This is a genomic window from Rahnella sp. ATs2 (genome assembly GCF_051851855.1).
GTDB classification, from domain to species: domain Bacteria; phylum Pseudomonadota; class Gammaproteobacteria; order Enterobacterales; family Enterobacteriaceae; genus Rahnella; species Rahnella variigena.
Genome location: NZ_JBLYPL010000010.1, coordinates 84,443 through 108,949 on the forward strand (window position 1 = coordinate 84,443; position 24,507 = coordinate 108,949).

At 54.4% G+C, this 24,507-nt stretch carries 24 protein-coding genes and 1 pseudogene; 11 read left to right on the forward strand and 14 right to left on the reverse strand.

The window, feature by feature from the left end; all coding sequences use genetic code 11:
• Positions 1 to 4: 4 nt before the first annotated feature.
• The 4 genes from bioD to bioB form a co-directional block, all read right to left on the reverse strand.
• Positions 5 to 685: a dethiobiotin synthase gene (bioD, locus tag ACJY2G_RS12640; RefSeq protein WP_112291703.1), complete on the reverse strand. Its 681-nt coding sequence runs from the start codon at positions 683 to 685 to the stop codon at positions 5 to 7.
• A gap of 188 nt (positions 686 to 873) precedes the next feature.
• Positions 874 to 1,665, reverse strand: coding sequence for a malonyl-ACP O-methyltransferase BioC (gene bioC / locus ACJY2G_RS12645; protein ID WP_430318986.1), 792 nt, complete (start codon positions 1,663 to 1,665; stop codon positions 874 to 876).
• Positions 1,649 to 2,800, reverse strand: a complete 1,152-nt coding sequence (bioF, locus tag ACJY2G_RS12650) for an 8-amino-7-oxononanoate synthase (protein WP_430318985.1) — start codon at positions 2,798 to 2,800, stop codon at positions 1,649 to 1,651. The genes bioC and bioF overlap by 17 nt, the downstream gene beginning before the upstream one ends.
• A 3-nt stretch (positions 2,801 to 2,803) precedes the next feature.
• Complete coding sequence (bioB, locus tag ACJY2G_RS12655) at positions 2,804 to 3,832, reverse strand: biotin synthase BioB (RefSeq protein ID WP_113877904.1); 1,029 nt, start codon at positions 3,830 to 3,832, stop codon at positions 2,804 to 2,806.
• Positions 3,833 to 3,974: 142 nt separating this feature from the next.
• On the opposite strand from bioB, the gene bioA reads away from it, so the two are divergent.
• Positions 3,975 to 5,252, forward strand: a complete 1,278-nt coding sequence (gene bioA, locus ACJY2G_RS12660; protein ID WP_430318984.1) for an adenosylmethionine--8-amino-7-oxononanoate transaminase — start codon at positions 3,975 to 3,977, stop codon at positions 5,250 to 5,252.
• On the opposite strand, the gene ACJY2G_RS12665 is transcribed toward bioA, so the two are convergent.
• Entirely contained in the window at positions 5,253 to 6,206 is a 954-nt protein-coding gene (locus tag ACJY2G_RS12665) for a LysR substrate-binding domain-containing protein (protein WP_120160440.1), read from the reverse strand.
• Between the two features lie 155 nt (positions 6,207 to 6,361).
• Between ACJY2G_RS12665 and ACJY2G_RS12670 the strand changes: the two genes are divergently transcribed.
• Positions 6,362 to 7,516: a methionine aminotransferase gene (locus ACJY2G_RS12670; protein ID WP_112291426.1), complete on the forward strand. Its 1,155-nt coding sequence runs from the start codon at positions 6,362 to 6,364 to the stop codon at positions 7,514 to 7,516.
• 69 nt (positions 7,517 to 7,585) lie between these two features.
• Entirely contained in the window at positions 7,586 to 8,365 is a 780-nt protein-coding gene (locus ACJY2G_RS12675) for an ABC transporter substrate-binding protein (protein WP_430318983.1), read from the forward strand.
• A gap of 99 nt (positions 8,366 to 8,464) precedes the next feature.
• On the opposite strand, the gene aphA is transcribed toward ACJY2G_RS12675, so the two are convergent.
• Positions 8,465 to 9,178: an acid phosphatase AphA gene (gene aphA / locus ACJY2G_RS12680; protein ID WP_112291817.1), complete on the reverse strand. Its 714-nt coding sequence runs from the start codon at positions 9,176 to 9,178 to the stop codon at positions 8,465 to 8,467.
• Between the two features lie 271 nt (positions 9,179 to 9,449).
• Between aphA and ACJY2G_RS12685 the strand changes: the two genes are divergently transcribed.
• The 4 genes and pseudogenes from ACJY2G_RS12685 to ACJY2G_RS12700 all read left to right on the forward strand — a co-directional run bounded on the left by ACJY2G_RS12685 (position 9,450) and on the right by ACJY2G_RS12700 (position 13,159).
• Positions 9,450 to 10,487: an NADP-dependent oxidoreductase gene (locus ACJY2G_RS12685; protein WP_430318982.1), complete on the forward strand. Its 1,038-nt coding sequence runs from the start codon at positions 9,450 to 9,452 to the stop codon at positions 10,485 to 10,487.
• Positions 10,488 to 10,544: 57 nt separating this feature from the next.
• On the forward strand, positions 10,545 to 11,237 hold the full coding sequence (locus tag ACJY2G_RS12690) for a type 1 glutamine amidotransferase domain-containing protein (RefSeq protein ID WP_430318981.1): 693 nt from the start codon (positions 10,545 to 10,547) through the stop codon (positions 11,235 to 11,237).
• A gap of 36 nt (positions 11,238 to 11,273) precedes the next feature.
• Positions 11,274 to 11,756 (forward strand): annotated as a pseudogene (locus ACJY2G_RS12695) (kinase inhibitor).
• Between the two features lie 122 nt (positions 11,757 to 11,878).
• Entirely contained in the window at positions 11,879 to 13,159 is a 1,281-nt protein-coding gene (locus ACJY2G_RS12700; protein WP_430318980.1) for a putative acyl-CoA thioester hydrolase, read from the forward strand.
• A gap of 94 nt (positions 13,160 to 13,253) precedes the next feature.
• Here the strand turns inward: ACJY2G_RS12700 and ACJY2G_RS12705 are convergent, their stop codons facing one another.
• Positions 13,254 to 14,765 (reverse strand): methyl-accepting chemotaxis protein, encoded by a 1,512-nt coding sequence (locus ACJY2G_RS12705; protein ID WP_430318979.1) that lies wholly within the window; start codon positions 14,763 to 14,765, stop codon positions 13,254 to 13,256.
• A gap of 255 nt (positions 14,766 to 15,020) precedes the next feature.
• Positions 15,021 to 16,019 (reverse strand): 6-phosphogluconolactonase, encoded by a 999-nt coding sequence (gene pgl / locus ACJY2G_RS12710; RefSeq protein WP_430318978.1) that lies wholly within the window; start codon positions 16,017 to 16,019, stop codon positions 15,021 to 15,023.
• 370 nt (positions 16,020 to 16,389) lie between these two features.
• Here pgl and ACJY2G_RS12715 point away from each other — a divergent pair, with 370 nt between their 5' ends.
• A complete protein-coding gene (locus ACJY2G_RS12715) occupies positions 16,390 to 17,211 on the forward strand; it encodes a pyridoxal phosphatase (RefSeq protein ID WP_120160426.1) in 822 nt (273 codons plus the stop codon).
• Between the two features lie 63 nt (positions 17,212 to 17,274).
• On the opposite strand, the gene ACJY2G_RS12720 is transcribed toward ACJY2G_RS12715, so the two are convergent.
• A complete protein-coding gene (locus tag ACJY2G_RS12720) occupies positions 17,275 to 17,562 on the reverse strand; it encodes a helix-turn-helix domain-containing protein (RefSeq protein ID WP_120160726.1) in 288 nt (95 codons plus the stop codon).
• Between the two features lie 144 nt (positions 17,563 to 17,706).
• Between ACJY2G_RS12720 and ACJY2G_RS12725 the strand changes: the two genes are divergently transcribed.
• Entirely contained in the window at positions 17,707 to 17,970 is a 264-nt protein-coding gene (locus ACJY2G_RS12725) for a helix-turn-helix domain-containing protein (protein WP_112291849.1), read from the forward strand.
• A 12-nt stretch (positions 17,971 to 17,982) separates the two neighbouring features.
• Here ACJY2G_RS12725 and modC read toward each other — a convergent pair whose 3' ends face one another.
• The 4 genes from modC to ACJY2G_RS12745 all read right to left on the reverse strand — a co-directional run bounded on the left by modC (position 17,983) and on the right by ACJY2G_RS12745 (position 21,073).
• Positions 17,983 to 19,044 carry a molybdenum ABC transporter ATP-binding protein ModC gene (gene modC, locus ACJY2G_RS12730; RefSeq protein ID WP_113877914.1) on the reverse strand — a complete coding sequence of 354 codons (1,062 nt, stop codon included), beginning with the start codon at positions 19,042 to 19,044 and terminating at the stop codon, positions 17,983 to 17,985.
• 1 nt (position 19,045) lies between these two features.
• Complete coding sequence (gene modB / locus ACJY2G_RS12735; RefSeq protein ID WP_120133709.1) at positions 19,046 to 19,735, reverse strand: molybdate ABC transporter permease subunit; 690 nt, start codon at positions 19,733 to 19,735, stop codon at positions 19,046 to 19,048.
• Between the two features lie 181 nt (positions 19,736 to 19,916).
• Positions 19,917 to 20,690, reverse strand: a complete 774-nt coding sequence (gene modA / locus ACJY2G_RS12740) for a molybdate ABC transporter substrate-binding protein (protein WP_430318977.1) — start codon at positions 20,688 to 20,690, stop codon at positions 19,917 to 19,919.
• 227 nt (positions 20,691 to 20,917) lie between these two features.
• A complete protein-coding gene (locus ACJY2G_RS12745; RefSeq protein WP_120160415.1) occupies positions 20,918 to 21,073 on the reverse strand; it encodes an AcrZ family multidrug efflux pump-associated protein in 156 nt (51 codons plus the stop codon).
• A gap of 188 nt (positions 21,074 to 21,261) precedes the next feature.
• On the opposite strand from ACJY2G_RS12745, the gene modE reads away from it, so the two are divergent.
• Together modE and modF are read left to right on the forward strand one after the other, a co-directional pair.
• Positions 21,262 to 22,044 carry a molybdenum-dependent transcriptional regulator gene (modE, locus tag ACJY2G_RS12750; protein WP_430318976.1) on the forward strand — a complete coding sequence of 261 codons (783 nt, stop codon included), beginning with the start codon at positions 21,262 to 21,264 and terminating at the stop codon, positions 22,042 to 22,044.
• 123 nt (positions 22,045 to 22,167) lie between these two features.
• Positions 22,168 to 23,637 carry a molybdate ABC transporter ATP-binding protein ModF gene (modF, locus tag ACJY2G_RS12755; RefSeq protein ID WP_113877917.1) on the forward strand — a complete coding sequence of 490 codons (1,470 nt, stop codon included), beginning with the start codon at positions 22,168 to 22,170 and terminating at the stop codon, positions 23,635 to 23,637.
• On the opposite strand, the gene ACJY2G_RS12760 is transcribed toward modF, so the two are convergent.
• A complete protein-coding gene (locus ACJY2G_RS12760; RefSeq protein ID WP_430318975.1) occupies positions 23,591 to 24,421 on the reverse strand; it encodes a hypothetical protein in 831 nt (276 codons plus the stop codon). The two genes, modF and ACJY2G_RS12760, sit on opposite strands and share 47 nt — an antisense overlap.
• Positions 24,422 to 24,507: the final 86 nt, after the last annotated feature.

The window sequence follows — 24,507 nt, forward strand, 5'->3', positions numbered from 1 at the left end:
TGTTTCACGCCGTGAGACGGTCAAGATCCAGATATTGTCCCAGATTAACGTCCAGTCCGGCGCTCAGGTACGGGATCTCGCCCAGCAGCGGCGCAGGCAGCATACGCGTGAGCGTATCCATATACGCCTGATGATGCTTCCCCGTTTCCTGCACGTCGTTGGCTATCCAGCCCGCCAGATGCAATCCGCTTTGTGCGATGGCCTGCGCCGTCAGCACCGCGTGGTTAATGCAGCCGAGGCGCATTCCCACCACTAACACCACCGGCAACTGCTCGGCGATAACCCAGTCAGCAAAGGTATAATCCGCGGTCAGTGGCGTATACCAGCCGCCCGCGCCTTCCACAATTACCCAGTCCGCCAGCGGTTCCAGATGGCGTAAACCTGCGGATAACACCTGCGGGTCAACCGGACGCTTTTCCAGTTCGCTGACGATGTGCGGTGAGGTCGGTTCGATAAAAGTGCAGGGATTCACTTCGTCATAACGCAGACCCACGGTGCTGTAAGCCTGCAACGCCAGAGCATCGCTGTTACGTGGCCCTTCGGCGGTCATTTCACTGCCAGATGCCACCGGTTTGTATCCGGCGGTTGTGTGTCCGGCACATGCGGCAGCCTGCAAGAATGCGGTGGTCGCGACGGTTTTTCCGACTTCAGTGTCGGTGCCGGTAATGAAGTATTTTTGTTTCATGAAAAGCCTGGGGTTGGTTGGCTCCCTCCCCGCATTGAAATCAGGTTTTGCTCCTCCCCCTGCGAAGGGGGATGTCGGGAGGGGGTTTTAAAGACGACTCCAGAGTTGCCATTAATACCCCACCCCAGCCCTCCCCTTCGCAGGGGAGGGAGCAGACCGCGCCAGTTTCAAACCAGGGAGGAGCTTTGTTAACGTGGGATAAGTTCTTCGACCTGCAAAATGCCGTAGACCAGCCGGTAGTTGAGGGGCAGGATGCCGTCGCGCCGGACGTAGTGTTTTTCCAGCAATTGCAGACGTCCGCGTCCGCCCAGACCGCCGAGGCGGCCGTTTTTGATGTGCGTCGCGCCGATGCCTTTCAGCGAGCGCATCAGTGACATCACATCGGGGAATTCGGCCACGTGGTCGCTGAAGGTTACTTCGTGGCGGTACGGTGCGCAGGCTTCGGCTATTTTGTCCGGCGTCAGAAACTGGTTCACGTGACGGCGGCCATCGACTTTCATCCATGCCGCAGCCAGTTCGTTAAGCGAACCTTCCGCCAGCGTGGAAAACAGTACCAGCCCGCCGTTGCGGGTGACGCGGTGCATTTCTTCCAGCGCGCGCGGTAACGCGTTACACCACTGCACCGCCAGATTGCTGAAACAAATGTCGACAGAATTGTCGGCGAACGGCAAACGTTCTATGTCGCCCGGCACATATTCATCGGCGGAATCCAGCTCACGGGCACGGTCTAACATGCCGTCGGAGAGATCCAGCGCAATAACCTTTTTGCCCTGCGCCTTCCAGTGACGGCTAAAATGTCCGGTGCCGCAACCCGCATCGACGACCAGATTGCCGGCGTCTTTAAGATACGGCGCTGCGAGCGCCAGTAATTCCTCGCCTACATCACGCTGCAACTGTGCGGCGTTTTCATAACTGATGGCGGCGCGACTGAACGCGTCGGCCACCGCTTGTTTGTTCACTAATTCAGTGACTGCACCCATGAAGGGACTCCAGCAAAAAATCGATATCTTCCGGCTCATGCGCTGCCGTCAGGGTGATACGCAACCGCGCACTGCCCGGCGGCACCGTCGGCGGACGGATGGCGCTGATCCACAACCCGCGTTCACGCAACGCCGAAGCCAGATCCAGCGCTGGCTGATTCTCACCCACAATAACGGGCTGAATAGCGGTCTGTGAACCGGTCAGCTGATAGGGTAAACCGGCGGCTCCCGCGCGAAAACGGGCAATATTGGCCGCCAGTTTATCACGCAAGTCGTCGTGCTGCCGGACTCGTGCCAGCGCAGCCTGTAACGCACACACCTGTGCGGCGGGCATCGCCGTGCTGTAAATCAGATGACGGGCGAACTGCAACAGATAATCCGCAGTCACATCATCACACAGCACTGCCGCCCCGCTGCAGCCGAACGCTTTTCCGAATGTGACGACCAGCAGCTCAGGCCGCACGCCCTGCTGCCAGCAACTTCCGCGTCCTTCTTCGCCGGTCACGCCCACGCCGTGCGCATCATCCACCATCAGCCAGCTGCCGTGCGTTTTCGACAAATTATGCAGCTCAGCCAATGGCGCAGCGTCACCGTCCATACTGAATACGCCTTCTGTAACCACCAGCGTTTCACCGCTGACCGGCTTTTCCAGCAGACGCTGCAGGGAATCCGGCTGATTGTGATGAAAACGCCGTAATTGCGAAGGCGCATGTGCCGCGGCTTCCAGTAAAGACGCATGACTGAGTTTATCGGCCAGCACGCGATCCTCAGCCTGCATCAGCGCGGCAAGGATCGCCTGATTGGCGGCAAAACCGGAGATAAACAGCAACGCACGCGGATAACCCTGCCAGTCCGCCAGTTGCTGCTCAAACTCGGCATGCGCCTGACTGTAACCGGTGACGTGACCAGACCCGCCGCTGCCGACGCCATATTTCTCCGCGCCCTGCTGCCACGCGGCGATCACATCGCGGTTCTGGCTCAGGCCGAGATAATCGTTGCCCGAAAAATTCAGATAACGCCGCTCATTCTGCGTCAGAAAACGCGCGCTGCCGCCCTCGTTCGGCTGGCGCACACGAAATGCCGCCGCCTGTTTCCGCGCCGCGACTGCTTCGTTGATCCGCGTTTGCCAGCTCACCGGTTATACCGCCGCGTTGTAGAACTGATCGGTATCAGCATGAACCAGTTGTTCGGCCAGCGCGGCCTGCTGCTGGTTGTCGCCCATTTCTGTTTCGAAGGACTGAGGATTCAGCCCCAGTTTGCCAAACAGAATTAAGTCTTTATCTTCTGCCGGGTTCGGCGTGGTCAGCAGTTTGCAGCCGTAGAAAATCGAGTTAGCACCGGCCATAAAGCACATCGCCTGCGTCTGCTCGCTCATCTGCTCGCGACCTGCGGAAAGGCGCACGTAAGATTGCGGCATCATGATGCGCGCCACGGCAATGGTGCGGATAAAATCGAAAGGATCCACATCGTCGTTATCAGCCAGCGGCGTGCCTTTGACTTTCACCAGCATGTTGATTGGCACGCTTTCCGGCGGTACCGGCAGATTCGCCAGTTGCATCAGCAGACCGGCGCGATCTTTAACGGTTTCACCCAGACCGACAATTCCGCCGGAACAGACTTTAATGCCCGCACCGCGCACTTCCGCCAGCGTATCCAGACGTTCCTGATAGCTGCGGGTGGTAATGATGCTGCCGTAAAATTCCGGTGAGGTATCGAGGTTATGGTTGTAGAAATCCAGACCGGCGTGCGCCAGACGCTGCGCCTGCGTGGTGTTCAGCGTGCCGAGCGTCATGCAGGTTTCCATGCCCATTTCTTTCACACCCTGAACCATTTGTTCGAGATACGGCATGTCACGGTCGTGCGGATTTTTCCACGCGGCGCCCATGCAGAAACGGGTCGAACCGGCGGCTTTTGCCTGACGGGCAGATTCCAGCACCTGTTCCACTTGCATCAGACGTTCAGATTCCAGTCCGGTTTTGTAACGGGAACTCTGTGGGCAGTATTTACAGTCTTCCGGACAGGCACCGGTTTTAATCGACAGCAAGGTGCTGACCTGCACCTGACGCGGGTCAAAATGTTGACGGTGAATTTGCTGAGCTTCGAACATCAGCTCGAGGAATGGCTTATCGAACAAGGCCTGCGTTTTTTCCAGCGTCCAGTGGGACATGACGACATCTCCAAATAATGCAATCAGAATGATTTTGGGGTTAATATTTTATGATTAGTAAACCATTTTTAATTTGTTTTGGTTTACCGTCAACGTTAAAATTATTTTTTAGTTTACAACTTAGCTCCCCCAGGACTCATTTATGACCCCCGCCGATATTGAATTCGATCAGCGCCACATCTGGCATCCGTACACTTCGATGACCAAACCGCTGCCCGCGTATGCCGTGGAATCCGCGTCCGGCGTGATGTTGCAACTCGCCGATGGACGTCAGCTGGTTGACGGCATGTCATCCTGGTGGGCAGCGATCCACGGATACAATCACCCGCAGCTCAATCAGGCCGCAGTCGAACAAATCGGCAAAATGTCACATGTGATGTTTGGCGGGATCACGCATCCGTCAGCAATTGCGCTGTCGCGCCGTCTGGTGGAAATGACGCCTGCCGGACTGGAATGCGTGTTTCTGGCGGATTCGGGTTCGGTTGCCGTAGAAGTGGCGCTGAAAATGGCGATGCAATACTGGCAGGCGCGCGGCGAAAAACGTCAGACCTTGCTGACGCTGCGCAACGGCTATCACGGCGATACCTTTGGCGCGATGTCAGTGTGCGATCCGCAAAATTCGATGCACAGTTTGTATCAGGGATATCTGCCGCAGCATCTGTTCGCCGATGCGCCGCAAAGCCGCTTTGACGGCGAATGGGATGAAACGGATATCGCGCCGTTCGCCAGAATGCTCGACGAGAACCACAGCAAAATCGCGGCCGTCATTCTGGAACCGGTGGTTCAGGGCGCGGGTGGAATGCGGATCTACCATCCGTTGTATCTCAAACGCGTGCGCAAGTTATGCGACGAATACGGCGTGCTGCTGATTGCCGATGAAATTGCCACCGGGTTTGGCCGTACCGGCAAGCTGTTTGCCTGCGATCACGCCGGGATTTCGCCGGATATTCTGTGTCTCGGCAAAGCGCTGACCGGAGGCTATATGACGCTTTCGGCTACCTTAACCACGCGTCACGTCGCTGAAGTGATAAGTAATGGCGAGGCGGGATGTTTCATGCATGGCCCGACCTTTATGGGCAATCCGCTGGCCTGCGCGGTCGCCAATGCCAGCCTGCGGTTGTTAGCCGAAAACCGCTGGCAGGCACAGGTTCTGAATATTGAAAAACAACTGAAAACCGAATTACAGCCACTCGCGGAACATCCGGCCGTCGCCGACGTGCGGGTGCTGGGCGCAATTGGGGTGGTAGAGATGCGCCAGCCGGTGAATATGGCGCAGTTGCAGAAACACTTCGTTGAGCAAGGCGTGTGGATCCGTCCGTTCGGCAAGCTGATTTACCTGATGCCGCCGTACATCATTTCGGCAGAAGAGTTGAGCAAACTGACCGGTGCCATCGCCAGCGCACTGGCTGCGCTGTACTGATCAGTTTGCGCTGACTAACCGGTGTGACGTTGATAACAGCGCGCTCAGCTTTTCCCGGCTGAGCCGCGCTTCTTCATTGAGAAAATCAATCGCCACTTTCAGTGCGGGCGTCGGATTTTCCGGATACAGCAACGTATAAGACGCGCCGCTCGCTACGCAAAGCGGGAACGGTGCGACAATCCGCCCCGCCTGCAAATCGTCCTCAATTAATGTCAGATCGCCAATCGCCACGCCATATCCCTGCAACGCAGAATTAATGGCCAAATCCAGCGTATCAAAATGCTGGGATTTGGCTGAAGGCAGCCCCTGAACACCCTCTTCCCGCAGCCATAACAACCAGTCACGACGATCCCGCGTCGGGTGCAACAGTGTTTTATCCTCAAGATCTGCCACCGCAGTTTGCCCTTTATGACGCGGCAAAAAATCAGGCACACAGACCGGTGTCAGCACTTCGTCAAACAAATGATGTGCGCGACGCGATGATTCCGGCGGACGGCCAAAGACTACGGCAGCATCAAAATGCTCACTGCTGAAATCCACGCCGTGGGCGATGGATGCCGTCAGTTCAATCTGCATATCCGGGCGATCATTTTGCAGCTGGATAACGCGCGGCAACAGCCAGCGCATCGAACAGGTCGGGCATTTAATGCGCAGCGTATCAGGGTGCGAACCGACGCGTTTCAGGGCTTCCCCCATCAGTGCCAGCGCCTGTTGTACCGGCGGTAAAAGTTGCGCCCCGCGCGGGGTCAGCGTCAGCCCTCTGGCCTGACGCAAAAACAACGGATAGCCCAGCGTGGACTCAAGCCCGGTTATCTGGCGGCTGACCGCGCCCTGCGTGATATGCAACAACGAGGCGGCATGGGTCAGATTCAGCGTCTGCGCTACAACCACAAACGTTTTCAGCACGTTGAGCGAAGGCAAATTCAGGTACGGCAGTTCAGGCGAAAAGCTCACAGTTACCTCGTTGTAAACGTCATTAAGCCATGACTTCAGATCATAACGAGTATGACAAACTTTCCATTGTCGGCACAGGGGAACTGTTGCTTAATCATTCAAACCCTGTTTTACCTTCTTATGGCCGCCCGGCCTGTATTTTTTGGGGAAATGCTATGAAGAGCGCCATGTCGCCGCAGTCTAAATTACCGGACGTCGGCACCACTATTTTTACCGTCATCGGCCAGCTCAGCGCCGAGCATAATGCCCTGAATTTATCGCAAGGTGCGCCGAACTTTTCCTGTCAGCCCGCGCTGATCGAAAGTGTCACCAAAGCCATGCGCGAAGGTCATAACCAGTACGCGCCGATGAGCGGTGTGGCGGCCTTACGTCATGCGCTTTCTGCCAAAGCCGAAGCGCTTTACGGCTGCAAATATGACGCCGACAGTGAAGTGACCGTGGTTGCCAGCGCCAGCGAAGGCCTGTATTCCGCCATCAGCGCACTGGTTCATGCGGGCGATGAGGTGATTTATTTCGAACCGTCTTTTGACAGCTACGCGCCGATTGTCCGTTTGCAGGGCGCGAAGCCTGTTGCGATCGGCCTGTCGATGGACGATTTCAGCATCGACTGGGATCAGGTAGCAAGTGCGATCAACAGCCGTACGCGGATGATCATCATCAACAGCCCGCACAACCCGACCGGCGCCATTTTCACGGATTTCGATATCGAACGTCTTACCGCACTGACCAAAGATACCGGCATCGTGATTTTGTCCGACGAAGTGTATGAGCACGTAGTGTTCGACGGCGAGCGCCATGAAAGTATGGCCTGCCATCCGCAACTGGCAGAGCGCAGTGTGATTGTGTCGTCGTTCGGCAAAACTTATCACGTCACCGGCTGGCGTGTGGGCTATTGTCTGGCACCGGCCGAACTGATGAGTGAAATCCGTAAAGTGCATCAGTTTATGATGTTCTCCGCGGATACGCCGATGCAGGTGGCTTTCGCCGAAGCTCTGGCCGATCCGCAAAGTTATTTAGGTCTGGCGGATTTTTATCAGCAAAAGCGCGACCTGCTGGCAGAAGCGCTCAGTGAATCCCGCTTTGAATTACTGCCAAGCCGTGGCAGCTTCTTTATGCTGGCGCGTTTTAGTCATTTCAGCCCGCTGACCGACGACGAATTTGTGCTGAGCCTGATCCGCGATCATCAGATTGCCACCATCCCGCTCTCGGCTTTTTATAGCAATAACAAACCCACCGGGCTTATCCGCCTGAGTTTCGCCAAAGACAACGACACGTTGTACGAAGGCGCACGCCGCCTGTGTCGCGTCTGAGCCTATGTTTTTATTTAAATTACGTTATTTAAATCACGTTATCTAAATCACGCCGGGGAATTGTGAATAATGAAAAAGTTAAAAATCGCATTGCTGTTAGGTTGTGCCGTGGCTTCTTTCTCCGCACTGGCGGACGGTTCTACACTCAAATTTGGTCTGGAAGCGCAATATCCGCCTTTTGAATCCAAAAGTGCGACCGGTGAGTTACAAGGTTTTGATATCGATCTGGGCAACGCCGTCTGCGCCGCAGCCAGCGTGAAATGCGAATGGTTTGATACCTCATTCGACGGCCTGATTGCGGCATTGCAGGCGCGTAAATTTGATGCAATCAACTCCGCCATGAACGTGACAGAAAAACGTCGTCAGGCGATTGATTTCACCAACGTGATTTACCGCGTGCCGAGCAAACTGATTGCGAAGAAAGATTCCGGTCTGTTGCCAACGGTTGATTCGCTGAAAGGCAAACATATCGGCGTGTTGCAGGGTTCGATTCAGGAAAGCTACGCGCAGGCACACTGGGCACCGAAAGGCGTAGATATCGTCTCTTATCAGGATCAGAACCAGGTTTATCTGGATCTGTCCTCCGGTCGCCTTGATGGCACTTTAGTACTGGCACCAGCCGGTCAGAGCGGTTTCCTGTCGCGTCCGGACGGTAAAGATTATGGCTTTGTCGGCGACGCCGTGCGGGATGACAAAATCCTCGGCAGCGGTATCGCATTCGGCCTGCGCAAAGGCGATATCCAGCTGAAAGAGAAGCTGGATACGGCTATCGCGAAAGTGCAAAAAGATGGCGTGGTGAAAGAGCTTTCGAAGAAATACTTTGGCGATATTGATGTGAGCGTGAAGTAAAGCCGCCTGGAAGACAGGTCTTACTTTTGCTCCTCCCCCTGTGAAGGCTGTCTCTTGATCAGATCTCCTGATCAAGAGACTTCGCAGGGAGGGAGCCACTCAATACTCGGAATTCACAATCACTTCTTCGCCAAACACACCGGCCTGCGGCAATGGTTTGTAGCTTGAGTTAGAAGCGCGCAGTACGCGAATGCCCCTCGCGCTCACGGCCTGAGCGGCAGTGATATCGTTGTCAGAATCGCCATAGAATATTTTAATCTGTTTGTCTTTCAGCCACTGGACTTTGGTGTTCTGCCCGGCTTTGTCACCGGCAAAAATCACCGGATTCACTTTGTCCTGCGGGATCTGGAAATCGTTCTGCAAGGTTTTAGTCACAGTCTCAGTTTTAGTTTCACTGCGTCCCGTTACGAAGTAAATGCTGTCGCCACGCTTGAGGTGCATGGCAATCAGGCTCTTTGCCACCTCTTTTGGCATGCTGAATTCATCCCAACCGTTATTCATTTTTTCCCAGAATTGCGGGTTCTTCAGGTAATCCTGCTTACCCGGTGAAAACTCGACCTGACCACGGTAAAAGCCCGGCGAGGAGAACAGCACGGTGTCATCAATATCAAACCCCACCGCCATCGGCGGGCGGCCGCTGAGGCTGTTTTCAATCTGAGCGACAGACACCCAGTGAACTGGAGCTTGCTGCGCGAGTTGCGCGACATTCACACCCGGATAAAGCGGTGCAGGCGTGGCGTCTTTAGCGACAGCCGACTGATTCAGGCTGAGTAGCAGGAAGATGGCACTCAGTGCCAGAGGCGTTTTACGCATTCGGATCCCTTTTTTATGCTTATTAATCTTGCAGATAAAGTGGAGCAACAGGTCAAAAATCTTAACGACCATACCTGCGCAACCTGCAGATTTAAAGGAATTTTCCGGCGGATGTCATAGGAAAAGATGATGGTCACATTTCAGGGTAAAACCGTCTGAATTTTTCCAACATGGCATAAAGCGCTTGGTTCGAAAACTGTTTAGCGTCCTATACTTATTCCCAATTACGTTAGCTTTTAACTTTCTTATAAGAAAACGAAAAGGAATGACTATGCCCCAGTTACAGTCTGAAAACCGCCGCATCGTGCTGGCTTCACGTCCTCACGGTAAACCTGTCGATGATAATTTCCGTCTGGAAAAAGCCCCGTTACCGCAAGCCAAAGACGGCCAGTTATTGCTGCGCACCGTCTGGCTTTCGCTCGATCCGTACATGCGCGGAAGGATGAGCGATGCGCCTTCTTACGCCGCGCCGGTACAAATCGGTGAAGTGATGACCGGCGGCGCAGTTTCCCGCGTGGTGGAATCAAAAAGCCCGGATTTTAAAGCCGGTGATTTAGTGGTCGGCAGCACCGGCTGGCAGGATTATTCCGTGGCTGACGCCAAAGCAGTGAAGAAACTGGAAGGCGCAGCACTCAAACAGCCTTCCCTGGCGCTGGGTGTTTTGGGTATGCCCGGCTTCACGGCCTTTATGGGTCTGCTGGATATCGGCGAACCTAAACCGGGTGAAACGCTGGTGGTCGCTGCGGCAACCGGGCCGGTCGGCTCGCTGGTCGGGCAGATTGGTAAAATCAAAGGCTGTCGCGTGGTGGGGATTGCCGGTGGCGAAGAGAAATGCCGCTATGCGGTCGAACATTTCGGCTTTGATGAATGTCTGGATCACCGCGCGCCGGATCTGGATGAACGCCTGAAAGCGGCCTGTCCGGACGGTATCGACGTGTATTTCGAAAACGTCGGTGGCGCGGTATTCGACGCAGTGCTGCCGCTGCTTAACACCAAAGCACGTATTCCGGTGTGCGGACTGGTTTCGCAGTACAACGCGACCGGGCTCAAAGACGGGCAAGATCGCCTGTCGCTGCTGACCGGAACTATCCTGAAGAAACGCATGCGCGTGCAGGGCTTCATTATTTTTGATGATTACGGCCATCGTTATCCTGAGTTTGCAAAACAGATGAGCGAATGGTTTGAAGCAGGAAAAATCAAATTCCGCGAAGATGTTGTGGAAGGATTAGAGAACGCGCCGCAGGCGTTCTTTGGCCTGCTGGAAGGTAAAAACTTTGGCAAACTGGTCGTTCGTGTCGGTCAGGACTGACCTCTCTTTAACGTCAGCTGACGACAACTTCAGCTGACGACGTCCACAGGAGGTAACATGAAATTACTGATTGTATTGACATCACACGATAAGCTCGGCGAAACCGGTAAGAAAACAGGTTTCTGGCTCGAAGAATTTACCGCGCCGTATTATGAGTTTCTGGATGCAGGCGCTGAACTGACACTGGCCTCACCCAAAGGCGGGCAACCGCCGCTGGATCCCAAAAGCTCTGAGCCGGATGCCCAGACGGAAACCACGGCGCGTTTTCACAAGGATGACAACGCCAGACAGGCGCTGGCAAATACCGTGAAACTCAGTGACATCAGTGCTGATGACTTTGATGCCGTTTTCTATCCCGGCGGTCACGGGCCGTTGTGGGATCTGGCGGAAGATGCGGATTCTATTGCGCTGATCGAGGCGTTCTGGAAGGCCGGCAAACCGGTTTCTGCCGTCTGTCATGCGCCGGGTGTTTTGCGCAATGTCCTGATTGATGGCACGCCGCTGGTCAAAGACAAACGCGTGACCGGTTTTAGTAACAGCGAAGAAGACGGCGTCGGCCTGACCGATATCGTGCCCTTCCTTGTCGAGGATGAACTTAAGAAAAATGGCGGTGATTACAGCAAAGCCGCAGACTGGCGTTCTTATGCCATCATCGACGGCAAGCTGATTACCGGCCAGAATCCCGCCTCCTCCAAAGCGGTCGCACAGGCCTTGCTGAAAATGCTGGGCGGGGCTGAAATCAGTAAGTAATCTGCGGGTAACCGTTCACCAAAAGATGAGGATTTTATGGCATTTACACTGACCAGTAATGATTTGCGCGATGGCGAAAAAATGCCGGAAACGCAGGTTTTTAACGGCATGGGCTACAACGGCGACAACCTGTCGCCGCATCTGGCCTAGTCCGGTGCTCCGGAAGGCACCAAAAGTTTTGTGATAACCGTTTATGACCCCGATGCTCCTACCGGCTCAGGCTGGTGGCACTGGGGCGTGGCGAATATTCCGGCTGACGTCACCGAATTGCCGCAAGGCGCGGGCTCCGGTAAAGGCGGTTTACCTGCCGGTGCCGTACAGACCCGCACCGATTTTGGCAAAGCCGGTTATGGCGGCGCAGCACCTCCGCAGGGCGAACACCATCACTATCACTTCACCGTATACGCCATCGATACAGAAACGCTGGAAGTGGATGAAAATGCCAGCGGCGCTTATCTCGGCTTCAATGTGCATTTCCATACTCTCGGCAAAGCATCACTGACAGTGATATACAGCTGATTCCTGTGGTATAAAAGACGCAGAAAAGGTGGTCAGTTTTACTGGCCACCGTTTTTTTATTGCGGCGATGACCGCAACATTGAAAAAAAAGAACAATCTTCTTCATCAAGGAGTCAGTCACAGTGAAAATTTCCACCCTGTCGCGCGCGTGCGCTATGTTGTCTGCCAGCCTGATCCTGGCGGCATGTAGCAGCAGCCATCAAGGCTTATCCAGCCAGGTTGCTCCGGGCACCGCGTCACTGCCCGTGTTATCTGCGGACGAAGCGGCCAACTTTACAGCGAAAAATTACCTGGCCTTTGGCGGCCCTTCTTTGCAGGTTCAGCAGCAGGGCTGGTTCCCTAAACTGGCAAGCACTGACGGCGCGAAAACCGACTTCGTGGTCGGCCCGCAGTTAGGCACTCACGGTGCGGCTTATGCCAACGTTCAGCAGGCAGTCAATGCCGCGCTGGCAGTGCGTAACCACGGCGAACGTATCTTCATTAAAATCCTGCCGGGCACCTATAACGGCGCGGTTTACATTCCTGCTGGCGCACCACCCATCACCCTGTTCGGTGCCGGCAACAGCTCCGCTGATGTGACCCTGGCCCAAGGCCTGGAAGCGTCAGCAGCGCCAGCCGTTTACCGTTCAACCGTCAGCCCTGCCGGTCAGTTCCTGCCCGGTGATCGCGCATTCTATATGTTCCAGAACTGCGCAACGCTGACCACTGAAACCATCGGCACCGGTTGTACCGCAACTGTGTGGTCACAGAGCAGCAGCCTGCAATTGCAGAATCTGACCATTGGTAATTCCCTGCTTGATACCGTGGATGCCGGTGATCACTCCGCTGTGGCACTGCGCACCGACGGAGATAACATCATTCTGGATAACGTGCGCCTGATTGGCCGCCAGAATACCTTTATGGCCAACACCGCCAATATCCACAATCAGACTGACAACAGCCGTTACAGCCGCGTTTACGTGCATAACAGCCTGATCGTCGGTGATGTGGATTACGTGTTTGGTCGCGCCAATGCGGTATTCGATCACGTTGAATTCCACACTGTTAGCAGCCGTGGCGTGAAACAGGCGTCCATCTTCGCACCGAATACGCCGGCAACCGCACCATACGGTTTCCTGGTGATCGACAGCAACCTGACCGGTGACCGTGGTTTCGAGCAGGCAGCGAAAGCGAAAATGGGTCGTGCGTGGGATGCTGACGGCGCGAGCAGCCAGCTGGTGATCCGCGACAGCAGCTTCGACAACAGCTATGACCAGATGAACCCGTGGGGCGCTTCCGTCTTCTCCGGCCAGCCGTTTGCAGGCAACGTGCCGAAAGATGAGAAACAACAGCGTAATCTGAACGATACCAACTTCAACCGCCTGTGGCAGTACAACAACGTGCTGACTCAGCCTGCGAAGTAATGTCGTCTGAGGTTGTGATTTAACATGATGAAGAACCGCCGGGATTAACTCCGGCGGTTTTTTTTCGTTCTGCGGATCGGGTTTCGCAACAACTTCAGAGCGCTTCATTTCCCAGACGGAATACCGACACGGTGCGTTCCAGATTCACCGCCTGTTCATCGAGCGAGGCCGCCGCACTGGCTGCCTGCTGAACCAGCGCAGAGTTTTGCTGCGTCACGGTATCCATTTCTGCCACTGCCAGCGCAATCTGACTGATGCCCCGGCTTTGCTCGTCAGAGGCCGAGGCAATCTCATGAATGATCTGCGTTACGTGGCGGACTGAACCGACAATTTCTTCCATCGTGTCACCGGCTTTTGCGACCAGCTGCGAACCGCTGGTCACGTTGGCGACTGATTTACCGATCAGGCCTTCAATTTCTTTCGCTGCCTGACCGCTGCGCTGTGCAAGGCTGCGGACTTCACTGGCGACGACGGCGAATCCGCGCCCCTGCTCGCCTGCCCTCGCCGCTTCGACGGCCGCATTCAGCGCCAGAATGTTGGTCTGGAAAGCGATGCTGTTGATGACGGTGGTGATTTCCGAAATCTGTTTCGAGCTGACAGTAATTTCTTTCATCACACCAACGACATCCGCCACCAGCTTGCCACCGCGAGCGGCAGTGTTTGCGGCATCAGACGCCAGCTGGCTGGCCTGAGTGGCATTGTCGGCGTTCTGTTTCACCGTGGACGTCAGTTGCTCCATACTCGCCGCCGTTTGCCCGAGCGCGGCAGCCTGTTCTTCGGTGCGTGCGGACAGGTCAATATTGCCCGCTGCAATTTCGCCTGAGGCGCGTGTCACCTGCATCACGCCTTCGCGGATATCGCCGATAATGCCGTGCAGGTTCTGGTTCATGGTTTCGATAGCGCGGCTCAACTGTCCGACTTCGTCAAAGCTATGGCTGGAGGCGTGGGTTGATAAATCCCCGGCGGCAATACGCTCGGCGGTTTGCAGCGTGCGGCGCAGCGGCAGTGTCAGCTGACGTGTCATGCGCCACGAAATCAGCGCCCCGGCAATAATGGTCGCCACAATAATCGCCAGCATCTCCGAAATGGTACGGCTTACTTCATGGTGAAGGTTGGTCATTTCATGATTCAGCAAGGTGTTCGACGCAGAAGTCAGCGCCAGTCCCGCGGCGGCAAGTTGTGCGCTTATCTGCTGCGGATCACTGCCTGCGGGCGGATTAAGCGTCTGCTGCCAGCTTTCCCGATAACGGCGGATGTTATCCGGCATGGCATCCACCAGCATCTGGTCGCCGCTGGCCCAGGAATGTGCCGCAACATCGGCGCGGACGGTGTCGAGTTTATCCAGCGCCAGACGGTTTTCTTCAACAAATTTCGTGTCTTTGCTGGCCATGTAGGAAAGCCGTGAAAATTTGGCCTCGTTTAGCAGGTCGTTCATGCTTTTAAGCAGCGTGGATTTTTCGGCGCGTTGATTGATGCTGGTGAGATGGTAAATACCGGATAAAGCGATTGAGGATCCCAGTAGCAGCACCAGCGCAAAGCCTGCGCCGAGCTTGTGAGCGATGGTGGCGTGGCGAACCCGGCCAGCGATCCCTGAAAGTACATTCATTTTCTTCTCCCTGATTTCCAAAAGGACTGACTCTGAAGCGGCAGATGCCACCGAAGAATGAGTGAAATACGGGAGAGTTATCGACCAGTGCGGAATAACATTTAGTGGAAAGTGGAAATTATTCTTAACTATTGGTGAGAAGCATCAGGCAATAAAAAAGCCCCTTAATACAGAGGCTTGATCATAATATCATGGCGGGATTATTGATCAGCTGAAAAGTAAACATGAGAAAAACTGACCAGTAACTCAGCGTTATTAATTAATTTCCAGAACGCTTACCCACATCGCGCCTTTGCCCACCGGGTAGGTTTTGAGCGTCGTCAGCTGACCGTTTTTCGGATCAATTTTCGCCACTTCAATCGCATCAGATTTCTGACCGGCAGTGATCACGTACTGACCGGAATGATCGATATTAAAACCGCGCGGCTGTGTCTGAGTGGCGTGATGCCCGACCAGCTCCAGTTTGCTGCCATCCGCGGAGACGGTAATGATGGAAATCAGGCTCGCGGTACGGTCGGAAGCGTAGAGATATTTACCGTCAGGCGTGATGTGCAAATCGGCTGCCCAGCAGGTACCGGAGAAATCAGCCGGCATAATGCCCAGCGTCTGCACCTGACGATATTCGCCGCTGGCGACATCTTTCTGATACACATCCACACTGCTGTTCAGCTCATTCACACAGTAGGCAAAATGATGATTCGGGTGGAATGCCATATGGCGCGGACCGGCACCTTCTGCCGTTTTCAGCTCAGCGGAAGCATGCGGTGTCGCCTCACCTTTCACGCTGAAATCAAACTGGCGGATGCGGTCTTCTTTAAGCGCAGGGATCATCAGCAGATGGTTGGTTGGGTCGATGTTGGCAGAATGCGGCGCCTGAATATTTTCAAGAACCTGAACCGGTGCCAGCGCGTGACCTTTTTCATTCAAAGGATGAATGCTGACATTGTTGAAGCTGTAAGAAGCCGAGAACACAAAACGCCCTTGCAGATCGATGCCCAGATGCGTCGGACTGCCCGGTAATGGCGCCATCGCACCCTCTTCCAGTTTGCCTTCACCATCAATGTGGTAAGTCAGCACGCCAAATTCAGGGCGAACGCCGACGTACAAGCGATGACCATCAGGATGGATAACCATCGGCTGAACCTGTCCCGGAACTTCAACCGTTTGCAGCAGGCTCAGCTCACCATCGTCCGCCAGACGAAAAGCGTGGATTTGCTGGCTCTCAGGGCTGGCAACGTAGACAACTTGCTTCATCACATCTCCTTTTTAAGAATCAAATAGTTGTAATACCCAAAATAGTTCGAGTTGCAGGAAGGCGGCAAACGAGAGACAAATCGGTCAGGAACCGATTTGAACAGCGCTTGCGCTGGCCCGCAGGGTGAGCCTCAGGGACGAGGCTCATTAATCCCGATGAGCTTACTATAGTAAGTGATTCGCGTGAGCGAGCGCAGCCAACGCATCTGCAACTTGAAATATGCCGGGTATTAAGCGTAGCTCAGGTTAACACGATTCCCCAACGCTCTGGCGGCACCTTTAGTGCCGGAAGCGCGGTTTAATTAGCAGGCTAAAAAAGGTAATATGGCGATAATTTCCCCGATCCTCCTTCACTTACGACGGACTGCTCATGACTTATCGCATTATCGCGCTTGATCTCGACGGTACACTGCTGGACCGCCAAAAACGTATCCTTCCTGAATCCCTTGCCGCTTTGGCGGATGCCCGCGCTCAGGGTGTCAAAGTGGTCGTGGTCACCGGACGTCATCATGTGGCGATACATCCGTTTTATCAGGCATTGCAGCTCGATACACCTGCTATCTGCTGTAATGGCACGTATTTGTATGATTATCAGGCACGTAAGGTCTTAACGTCTGATCCACTCGACAGTGTGAAAGCCAAAAAAGTGATCGACCTGCTGGAGTATCACGGTATTCACGGTTTGTTGTATGTCGATGACGCCATGCTGTATCAGCAACCCAGCGGCCATGTGAGCCGTTCTATCGCCTGGGGACAAACCCTGCCGGAAAATCAGCGCCCGAACATTATTCAGGTTAACAGCTTGCGCGAGGCGGCTGATGAAGCGCAGTCCATCTGGAAATTCGCGACTTCCCATCAGGATCTCGATGCATTGCATACTTTTGCGGCGCAGGTGGAAAACGAGCTGGGTCTGGCGTGCGAATGGTCGTGGCACGATCAGGTGGACGTCGCCAAAGGCGGCAACAGCAAAGGCCGTCGTTTGCAGGAATGGGTCGAATCTCAGGGCATGAGCATGCAGGATGTGGTCGCGTTTGGTGATAACTACAATGACCTGAGCATGCTGGAAAATGTCGGTCTGGGCGTGGCGATGGGCAATGCGGCGGATGCTATCAAAGAGCGCGCGGCGCTGGTCATCGGTGACCATGAAACGCCAGGAATTGCAGACGTTATCCGCAGTAAAGTGCTGAACTGATGAGCGTTGCACGCCTTCCCATGTCTTACAGGGAAGGCGTTATTCTTCTGACCCGGACATGGGTTATTCTTCTTGCTCTGCTTTCTCTACTTTCACCACTTTCACCTTCGCCGGTCTGACAGAACGGAGGATCCGACAGTTCTTCTCGTCGAAGTAACGGCTTGGCCAGATGCTTGACGGCGGAACACCGAGCGCCTGCGCAATCAGCATTTCACCTTTTGCCCAGGGACGTGCCAGCGCGTTTGCCAGCGTTGAAGACCCCAGTCCTGCCTTGCGTGATACGGCGGCCAGTGTGGTTCTTTTCTTACGTAATCCGGCAATAATATCTGCGGGATGCCAGTCATTTCCCATTTTCATCGTTCTTCCTTTCGTGATTGATACAGCCTTCAGAAATCTGCACTACACTTTTCGGTTACAACGTTCAGTAACTCTAAACAACAATGATGTTAAGGGATGCTTAACATAACGTCAATACAGTTTTTATGGTTATTGGCTATGATCCCTCACCGACTGAAGTCAGCACGAGCAAAAGCAAAACTTACGCAGGAAAAATTAGGTGTTTTAGCGGGTATTGATGAAAGCACCGCACGCTCGCGGGTTTCTCAATATGAAAGCGGCACGTACAGCCCGAACTTCGACACCATGTGTCATTTCGCCCGCGTGCTAAACGTGCCGGAATGTTATTTCTATATCATTGACGATGCGTTTGCCGAACAGGTTCTGGCGCTTTACGAAGTGTTCCGCGCTCCGGTCAAATAACCCACGCCTTCGTCATCTGTTCACCGACACGCTTTTGATCTGCGCATACAGCCACTGTCCGGCGCGGATCATCAGTTCGTCTCGCGCCCATGGCGTAATGCGGGCCCAGATAATATGGTCGGCCATCGCCAGTTTCACTTCCACCTGATTGCCGATATCCAGACATTCCAGCACCTTGGCGGGCAGAATATTACGGATACTGCTGTTGTTGGCCGTCGGTTGCAACACCAGTGAAACGTCCGTGGAGTTCACACGAATACGCAGCGGTGTGCCGGGTTCTTCCTCTACTTTGCTTATCCACAACCGCTGATCCCCCACCGCCAGCGCCGTCATTTCATAACGCGGATGATGTTCCAGCACACTGACATTCAGCACGCTGCTCTGCTCTGCTTTTGGCAGCCAGGGACGCATGACATTGCTCGCCCAGACGTCTTCCAGCGCGCCCATCGCCAGCACGTTGCCAGCATCCAGAACCAGCACCTTTTCAGCCAGCCGCAAAATCTCATCCAGGCTGTGCGTTACGTATAAAATCGGAATACTGACTTCCTGCGCCAGACGCTCCAGATACGGCATCAGTTCCCGTTTACGCGGGATATCCAGTGCCGCCAGCGGTTCATCCATCAGCAAAATTTCAGGCGCAGTCAGTAAGGCACGACCGATCGCCACACGCTGCTTTTCGCCCCCGGATAAGGTGAGCGGAAAACGATCCAGCAGGGATTCAATACCCAGCAAACGAACGATGCTGTCAAACTGACCGCGCATCGACGCGGCCATGCCGTATTGCAGATTGCCTTTTACGCGATAATGGGGAAACAGCCGCGCATCCTGGAAAACATAGCCCACGCGGCGTTTTTCCGGCGGCAGGAAAATGTTGTTTTGCGCATCTGACAAGATACGACCGTTTAAGGTGATGCGGCCATTATCAGGTTTGGTCAGTCCGCCGATGGCGTTGATCAGCGACGTTTTTCCTGCGCCCGACAGGCCAAAAATGGCCGTGATACCCTGCGCCGGTAAAGTTTGCGTAACCTGTAAATCCAAATCGCCCAGCTTTTGACTGAAATCGAGTTCGAGCATTTCAGCCTCCCAGCCGGATACGGCTGCGTTTTGCCAGCCAGTCAGAAATCAGTAACGCTGCCAGAGACAACAGAATGGCCAGCACGCAAAGGCGCGCGGCGGCACTTTCTGCGCCCGGCGTTTCAATGAGGGTATACATCGCCAGCGGAATGGTGCGGGTCTCGCCGGGAATGTTCGACACGAAGGTAATGGTTGCGCCAAATTCACCCAGTGAACGGGCGAAGGCCAGCACCACGCCGACGATGACGCCGGGCACAGAAAGCGGCAATGTAATGGTGAAAAAGACCCGCCACGGTGAAGCCCCGAGCGTGCGGGCGGCGAGTTCCAGTTTAGGATCAACGGCTTCGAGTGACTGACGTATCGCGCGAACCATCAGCGGGAATGCCACCACGGCAGATGCCAGCACAGCGCCGTGCCAGCTGAAACTGAAGCTGAAACCAAACCATTCATATAAACGCTGGCCGATAAAACCGCGCCGTCCCATTACCACCAGCAACAAATAGCCGATCACCACCGGCGGTAACACCAGCGGCAGATGAATAATGCTGTCGAGCAGGGATTTGCCGGGAAAGCGGCAGCGGACCAGGATCCACGCCATCAGAATTCCAAGCGGCAGACTGCAAACTACGGCCAGACTCGATACTTTCAGACTGAGAAGTACCGCCTGCCACTCATATTCACTCAACATCATGTCGGTTTGTTAATCCTGAAGTAAATGTGTGGCTAAAGATAAAATATCGGCAAAAATTTAAAAGCCTTTAATCGCGGGATCCTGCGTCCGCAAAGTATAAACCGGGACGCAGTGGCGTTGAGACAAAAAAGCCATCCCCAGAGGCGATGGCATAAGTGTTTCATCTGACGAACAGATGACGTTAACCGCGCGGGGTAAAACCGTATTTTTTGAAGATTTCAGCCGCAGCAGGCGTTTTCAGATAATCATAGAAACCTTTCACGGTGGCGTTGTCATGGTCTTTTACAATCGCCATCGGGTATTCAACCGGTTTATGGCTGGATGCCGGGAAGATGCCCACGACTTTCACTTTTTTGCTGGCGACGGCGTCAGAACCGTAAACAATTCCGACTGGCGCTTCTTCACGCTCAACCAGCGCCATTGCGGCACGAACGTCGCTGGCACGCGCCAGTTTAGGCTCCAGCGTGGTCCAGGCACCCAGCTTTTGCAGCGCTTCTTTAGCATAGATACCGGCCGGAACGTGGTCCGGATCCCCGACCGCCAGACGGCTGTCGCCAATCAGTTTGGTCCAATCGGTTTTATCAGAGATGTCGACTTTATCAATTTTGCTGTTGGCCGCAGATATCAGCACCAGTTCATTGCCCAGCAAGGTGTAACGGGTGTTATCGACCATTTGTTGTTTGCCGATCGCGTAATCCATCCACTGCTGATCGGCAGAAATGAACATATCCGCAGGCGCGCCCTGCTCAATCTGGCGAGCCAGCGTAGAAGACGACGCGAAAGAAGAGACAACCTGCACACCTTTTTCTTTCTGATATTGGGTGGCGATATCTTGTAATGCATTGGTCAGGGACGCCGCGGCGAATACAGTGATTTTTTCGGCGGCCTGCGCGTGCATGCTCACGCCTGCCACCAGCACGGTCGCGGTCAGTAATTTGCCCCAGGTGTGTTTCATCGGATTTCCTCTGCTGTTATAGATATGGATACGTTATGTAGAGATGAATATAACGAGAAAAAACACGATGTCATCCGGTTTTTCCGCACTCTGCTGAAGAAGCGGTAGTTTTTTGATCTCAGGCGGAAAATCGAGTCTGTTTCCAAAATGAGTCTGTTCCCAAAAATAGAAAGCCCGGCACAATGGCCGGGCTTCTGGAAAATGCGTTCTCAGAAAACACTCATGTTTCAGTAATGAGGTTTCTCGCGGGACTCTTTAGAGTGACCCACGTGGGAGATGAGGTTGAATACTTCGCCCAGTCCCCAGATCAGCCCCAGGATCACAGCGATGAAGACTGGCACCATGACGGCAGCGAAAAGCAAACTTTCTAATAGTTCTAACATGATAGCCTCACTTAGCTGGCTGAACCGCCCGCAGACGGTGTAGGACTTCTTGCATGAAGTCAAAAACGTAAATCAAACTGTGGCAGATAATAACAGCACGGGACTGTAAATACTTTAGCATTTAGCCAACTTGCCTGCCTGCGGGTTTAGCGGCGACAATAAAGCATGATTCATTTAAGGAAGCTGCAATGCAAGCCGAAATTCTCTTAACTCTCAAGCTCCAGCAACGCTTGTTCGCCGATCCACGTCGTATCGAATTATTGCGACAAGTGCGTCACACCGGGTCAATCAGCCAGGGCGCGAAGCTCGCGGGGATCAGTTATAAAAGCGCCTGGGATGCCATCAACGAGATGAATCAGCTTGCGGATGAATCGCTGGTTGACCGCAGTACCGGCGGCAAAGGCGGCGGGGGCGCAGTGCTGACGCCTTACGGCGAGCGCCTGATCCAACTTTATGAGCTGCTGGCGCAAATCCAGCAAAAAGCCTTTGACGTGCTTAAAGAAGATTCCCTGCCACTGGACAGCCTGCTGGCCGCGATTTCCCGTTTTTCACTGCAAACCAGCGCACGTAATCAGTTCTTCGGCACCGTCGTGGAGCGCACCCATCAGACCGTCCAGCAGCATATTGATATCCTGCTGGCGGACGGAAAAACGCAAATCCGCGCCGCCATTACCGAGCAAAGTGCCGACCGTCTGGCGCTGACACCGGGTAAAGAAGTGCTGGTGCTGATTAAAGCGCCGTGGATAACCCTCGGATTTAACGCTGAAAACAGCCACAACGCGCTGCGGGGCGAAGTTATCAGTATTCAGCACGGCGAGAAAAACAGCGAAGTGCTGGTGAAATTACTCAGCAGCGAGACATTGTGCGCCACGGTGCCGAATGCAGAAATGGATAAACTGGCGCTGAAAACCGGTCAGACGGTATTTGCTCAGTTTGATGACGACAAAGTCATCATCGCCACCCTTTGCTAAAAACGGGTATTTAATCAGTATCTTGCAAAATCAGCGTTTTCATTTTGCAGAATTGTCAATTGACTTGCGAAGGTGCAGCGCTTATCCCTTATTTTATAATCATTTCAAAATGAGAGATAAAAAATGTCGTCGTTGCATATTTCGCAAGGCGTTTTCCGCCTCAGTGACACCCGAACCCTCACACTTTCCGATCTGACTCTCCGCCAGGCCGACAGCTGGGCATTTGTCGGTTCGAACGGCAGCGGTAAATCCGCCCTCGCCCGTGCGCTGGCGGGCGACTTAACCCTGCTGAAAGGCACCCGCGAAAACAGTTTTGCGCATATCGTTCGCCTGTCTTTTGAACAGTTACAGAAACTGGTCGCAGATGAGTGGCAGCGTAACAACACCGATTTACTCAGTGAAGGTGAAGACGATACCGGTCGCACAACCGCTGAAATCATTCAGGACGACGTACGCGATCCGGCCCGTTGCGCCGCGCTTGCCGCGCAGTTTGGTATTGAGAAATTGCTCGACCGCCGCTTTAAATATTTATCGACCGGTGAAACCCGCAAAACGTTGCTGTGTCAGGTGCTGATGCAACAACCCGATTTGCTGGTGCTGGATGAGCCCTTTGACGGCCTTGACGTTAATGCCCGCGCCCAGCTGGCAGAACTGCTTGAGAAACTTTCCGCCGAAGGCCAGACAATGGTGCTGGTACTTAATCGCTTCGACGATATTCCTGCGTTTGTTAAAAATGTCGGCGTGCTGGCTGACTGTACGCTGGCCTCAGTGGGCCCGCGTGAACAGGTGATGGCCGACGCGCTGGTCGCACAGCTGGCCCACAGCGAAAGCCTGAATGGCATGGCCGTGCCGGAAGCGGAGGATCCAACCGCACGCATCAGTCCGCCTGCTGACAGTCCGCTGATCGTGCTGCGTGACGGCGTGGTGCAGTACAACGACAAACCGATTTTGCATAACCTCAGCTGGCAGGTCGATCACGGTCAGCACTGGCAGATCACCGGCCAGAATGGCGCCGGAAAATCCACGCTGCTGAGTCTGATTACCGGCGACCACGCGCAAGGCTACAGCAACGATCTGACGCTGTTTGGCCGTCGTCGTGGCAGCGGTGAAACCATCTGGGATATCAAACGCCACATCGGTTACGTCAGCAGCAGCCTGCATCTGGACTACCGTGTCAGCACCAGCGTGCGCAATGTCATTACTTCCGGCTTCTTCGACTCTATCGGGATTTATCAGGCAGTCTCTGACCGCCAGCGGCTCCTGACGTCGCAATGGCTGGAACTGCTCGGTCTGGGTGGCAATGCCGGTGAGACGCCATTCCACAGTTTATCCTGGGGACAGCAGCGGCTGGCGCTGATTGCCCGCGCACTGGTTAAACATCCTGCCTTATTAATTCTCGATGAACCGTTGCAGGGGCTGGATCCGATCAACCGTCAGCTGGTGCGCCGTTTTGTCGATATTTTGATTGGCGAAGGGGAAACACAGCTGCTGTTTGTTTCGCATCACGCCGAAGACGCCCCGCAATGCATTACGCATCGCCTGAGCTTTATTCCTGACGGCGATATTTACCGCTATCAGATTGACGCATTGTAACTTTCTTCCCTTTTCCGGGGGCCATCAGCGCGGTCACAATGCCCGCCAGTGCCAGTGCCCCCAGCAATGAAAACCCGGTTATAACCCCCTGATGACCGGGATTATTCCTCAGCAGCAACGTCAGCAGCGCCAGGATCACCGCAGTGCTGCTGACCTGCGCCAGCACGCCCAGCCGTAAAGAATAATGATATTCATCACCGGTAAGCCCCTCTCTGCCAGCACGTGCTGCGTGACCTGTCAGCCCTGCCCCGAAACCTGTCAGCAGCATGCCCGGCAGCAGCGCCAGCCAGAACGGCGCTGCTGCCGGCATCATGGATATCAGTCCCAGACCGCCCGCCGCCAGCATAAAACCCCAAAGTAAAACCGTGGAGGATGAGATGCCCTGCCCGAGTTTTTCACCGAGCGCCGTGCCCGCCAGCCGCATCAGCAGCCAGGGGAGAAAGCTGAGAATAATGCCCGGTACGCTCACTGCATAAAGCTGATACATCGCCACTGCCAGCAATAAACCCGCAGTATAGGTTACCGCCGGAGAGAAAATGCACGTCCAGAGGCTTATCTGTAACGGCAGCGATGAACGTAACGGACGCGGCAGCAGCGGATCAGGATGATAATTTTCACTAATGATAAACAACACAAAAAAGAGCGCAGCGGCCCCCGCCAGCGTGTGACTCAGCGGTGTATCCAGCCCGTAAAAAGCGACACTTAACAGCGTCAGAACCAGACTCACAATAAACACCACACCCGGGATCAGGGACCACAAGGGCGAACGGAAACGGATCATCATTAATCTTTCCTCTATCAGAATCTTGCAAAAAACATCTGCCATGAAAGATGATTAAATCTCATCCTCAGCATCTTGATAAAGGAGCT

Excerpts from the sequence above, each read along its gene's own strand:
- pgl (WP_430318978.1), bottom strand. The coding sequence starts at position 16,019 with ATGAAGCAAGTTGTCTACGTTGCCAGCCCTGAGAGCCAGCAAATCCAC.
- bioA (WP_430318984.1), top strand. The coding sequence starts at position 3,975 with ATGACCCCCGCCGATATTGAATTCGATCAGCGCCACATCTGGCATCCG.
- ACJY2G_RS12705 (WP_430318979.1), bottom strand. The coding sequence starts at position 14,765 with ATGAATGTACTTTCAGGGATCGCTGGCCGGGTTCGCCACGCCACCATC.
- ACJY2G_RS12675 (WP_430318983.1), top strand. The coding sequence starts at position 7,586 with ATGAAAAAGTTAAAAATCGCATTGCTGTTAGGTTGTGCCGTGGCTTCT.
- bioD (WP_112291703.1), bottom strand. The coding sequence starts at position 685 with ATGAAACAAAAATACTTCATTACCGGCACCGACACTGAAGTCGGAAAA.
- ACJY2G_RS12720 (WP_120160726.1), bottom strand. The coding sequence starts at position 17,562 with ATGGGAAATGACTGGCATCCCGCAGATATTATTGCCGGATTACGTAAG.
- modB (WP_120133709.1), bottom strand. The coding sequence starts at position 19,735 with ATGATGTTGAGTGAATATGAGTGGCAGGCGGTACTTCTCAGTCTGAAA.
- bioC (WP_430318986.1), bottom strand. The coding sequence starts at position 1,665 with ATGGGTGCAGTCACTGAATTAGTGAACAAACAAGCGGTGGCCGACGCG.
- modF (WP_113877917.1), top strand. The coding sequence starts at position 22,168 with ATGTCGTCGTTGCATATTTCGCAAGGCGTTTTCCGCCTCAGTGACACC.
- aphA (WP_112291817.1), bottom strand. The coding sequence starts at position 9,178 with ATGCGTAAAACGCCTCTGGCACTGAGTGCCATCTTCCTGCTACTCAGC.
- modE (WP_430318976.1), top strand. The coding sequence starts at position 21,262 with ATGCAAGCCGAAATTCTCTTAACTCTCAAGCTCCAGCAACGCTTGTTC.
- ACJY2G_RS12760 (WP_430318975.1), bottom strand. The coding sequence starts at position 24,421 with ATGATGATCCGTTTCCGTTCGCCCTTGTGGTCCCTGATCCCGGGTGTG.
- ACJY2G_RS12670 (WP_112291426.1), top strand. The coding sequence starts at position 6,362 with ATGAAGAGCGCCATGTCGCCGCAGTCTAAATTACCGGACGTCGGCACC.
- ACJY2G_RS12715 (WP_120160426.1), top strand. The coding sequence starts at position 16,390 with ATGACTTATCGCATTATCGCGCTTGATCTCGACGGTACACTGCTGGAC.
- ACJY2G_RS12690 (WP_430318981.1), top strand. The coding sequence starts at position 10,545 with ATGAAATTACTGATTGTATTGACATCACACGATAAGCTCGGCGAAACC.
- bioB (WP_113877904.1), bottom strand. The coding sequence starts at position 3,832 with ATGTCCCACTGGACGCTGGAAAAAACGCAGGCCTTGTTCGATAAGCCA.
- modC (WP_113877914.1), bottom strand. The coding sequence starts at position 19,044 with ATGCTCGAACTCGATTTCAGTCAAAAGCTGGGCGATTTGGATTTACAG.
- ACJY2G_RS12685 (WP_430318982.1), top strand. The coding sequence starts at position 9,450 with ATGCCCCAGTTACAGTCTGAAAACCGCCGCATCGTGCTGGCTTCACGT.
- modA (WP_430318977.1), bottom strand. The coding sequence starts at position 20,690 with ATGAAACACACCTGGGGCAAATTACTGACCGCGACCGTGCTGGTGGCA.
- ACJY2G_RS12745 (WP_120160415.1), bottom strand. The coding sequence starts at position 21,073 with ATGTTAGAACTATTAGAAAGTTTGCTTTTCGCTGCCGTCATGGTGCCA.
- ACJY2G_RS12725 (WP_112291849.1), top strand. The coding sequence starts at position 17,707 with ATGATCCCTCACCGACTGAAGTCAGCACGAGCAAAAGCAAAACTTACG.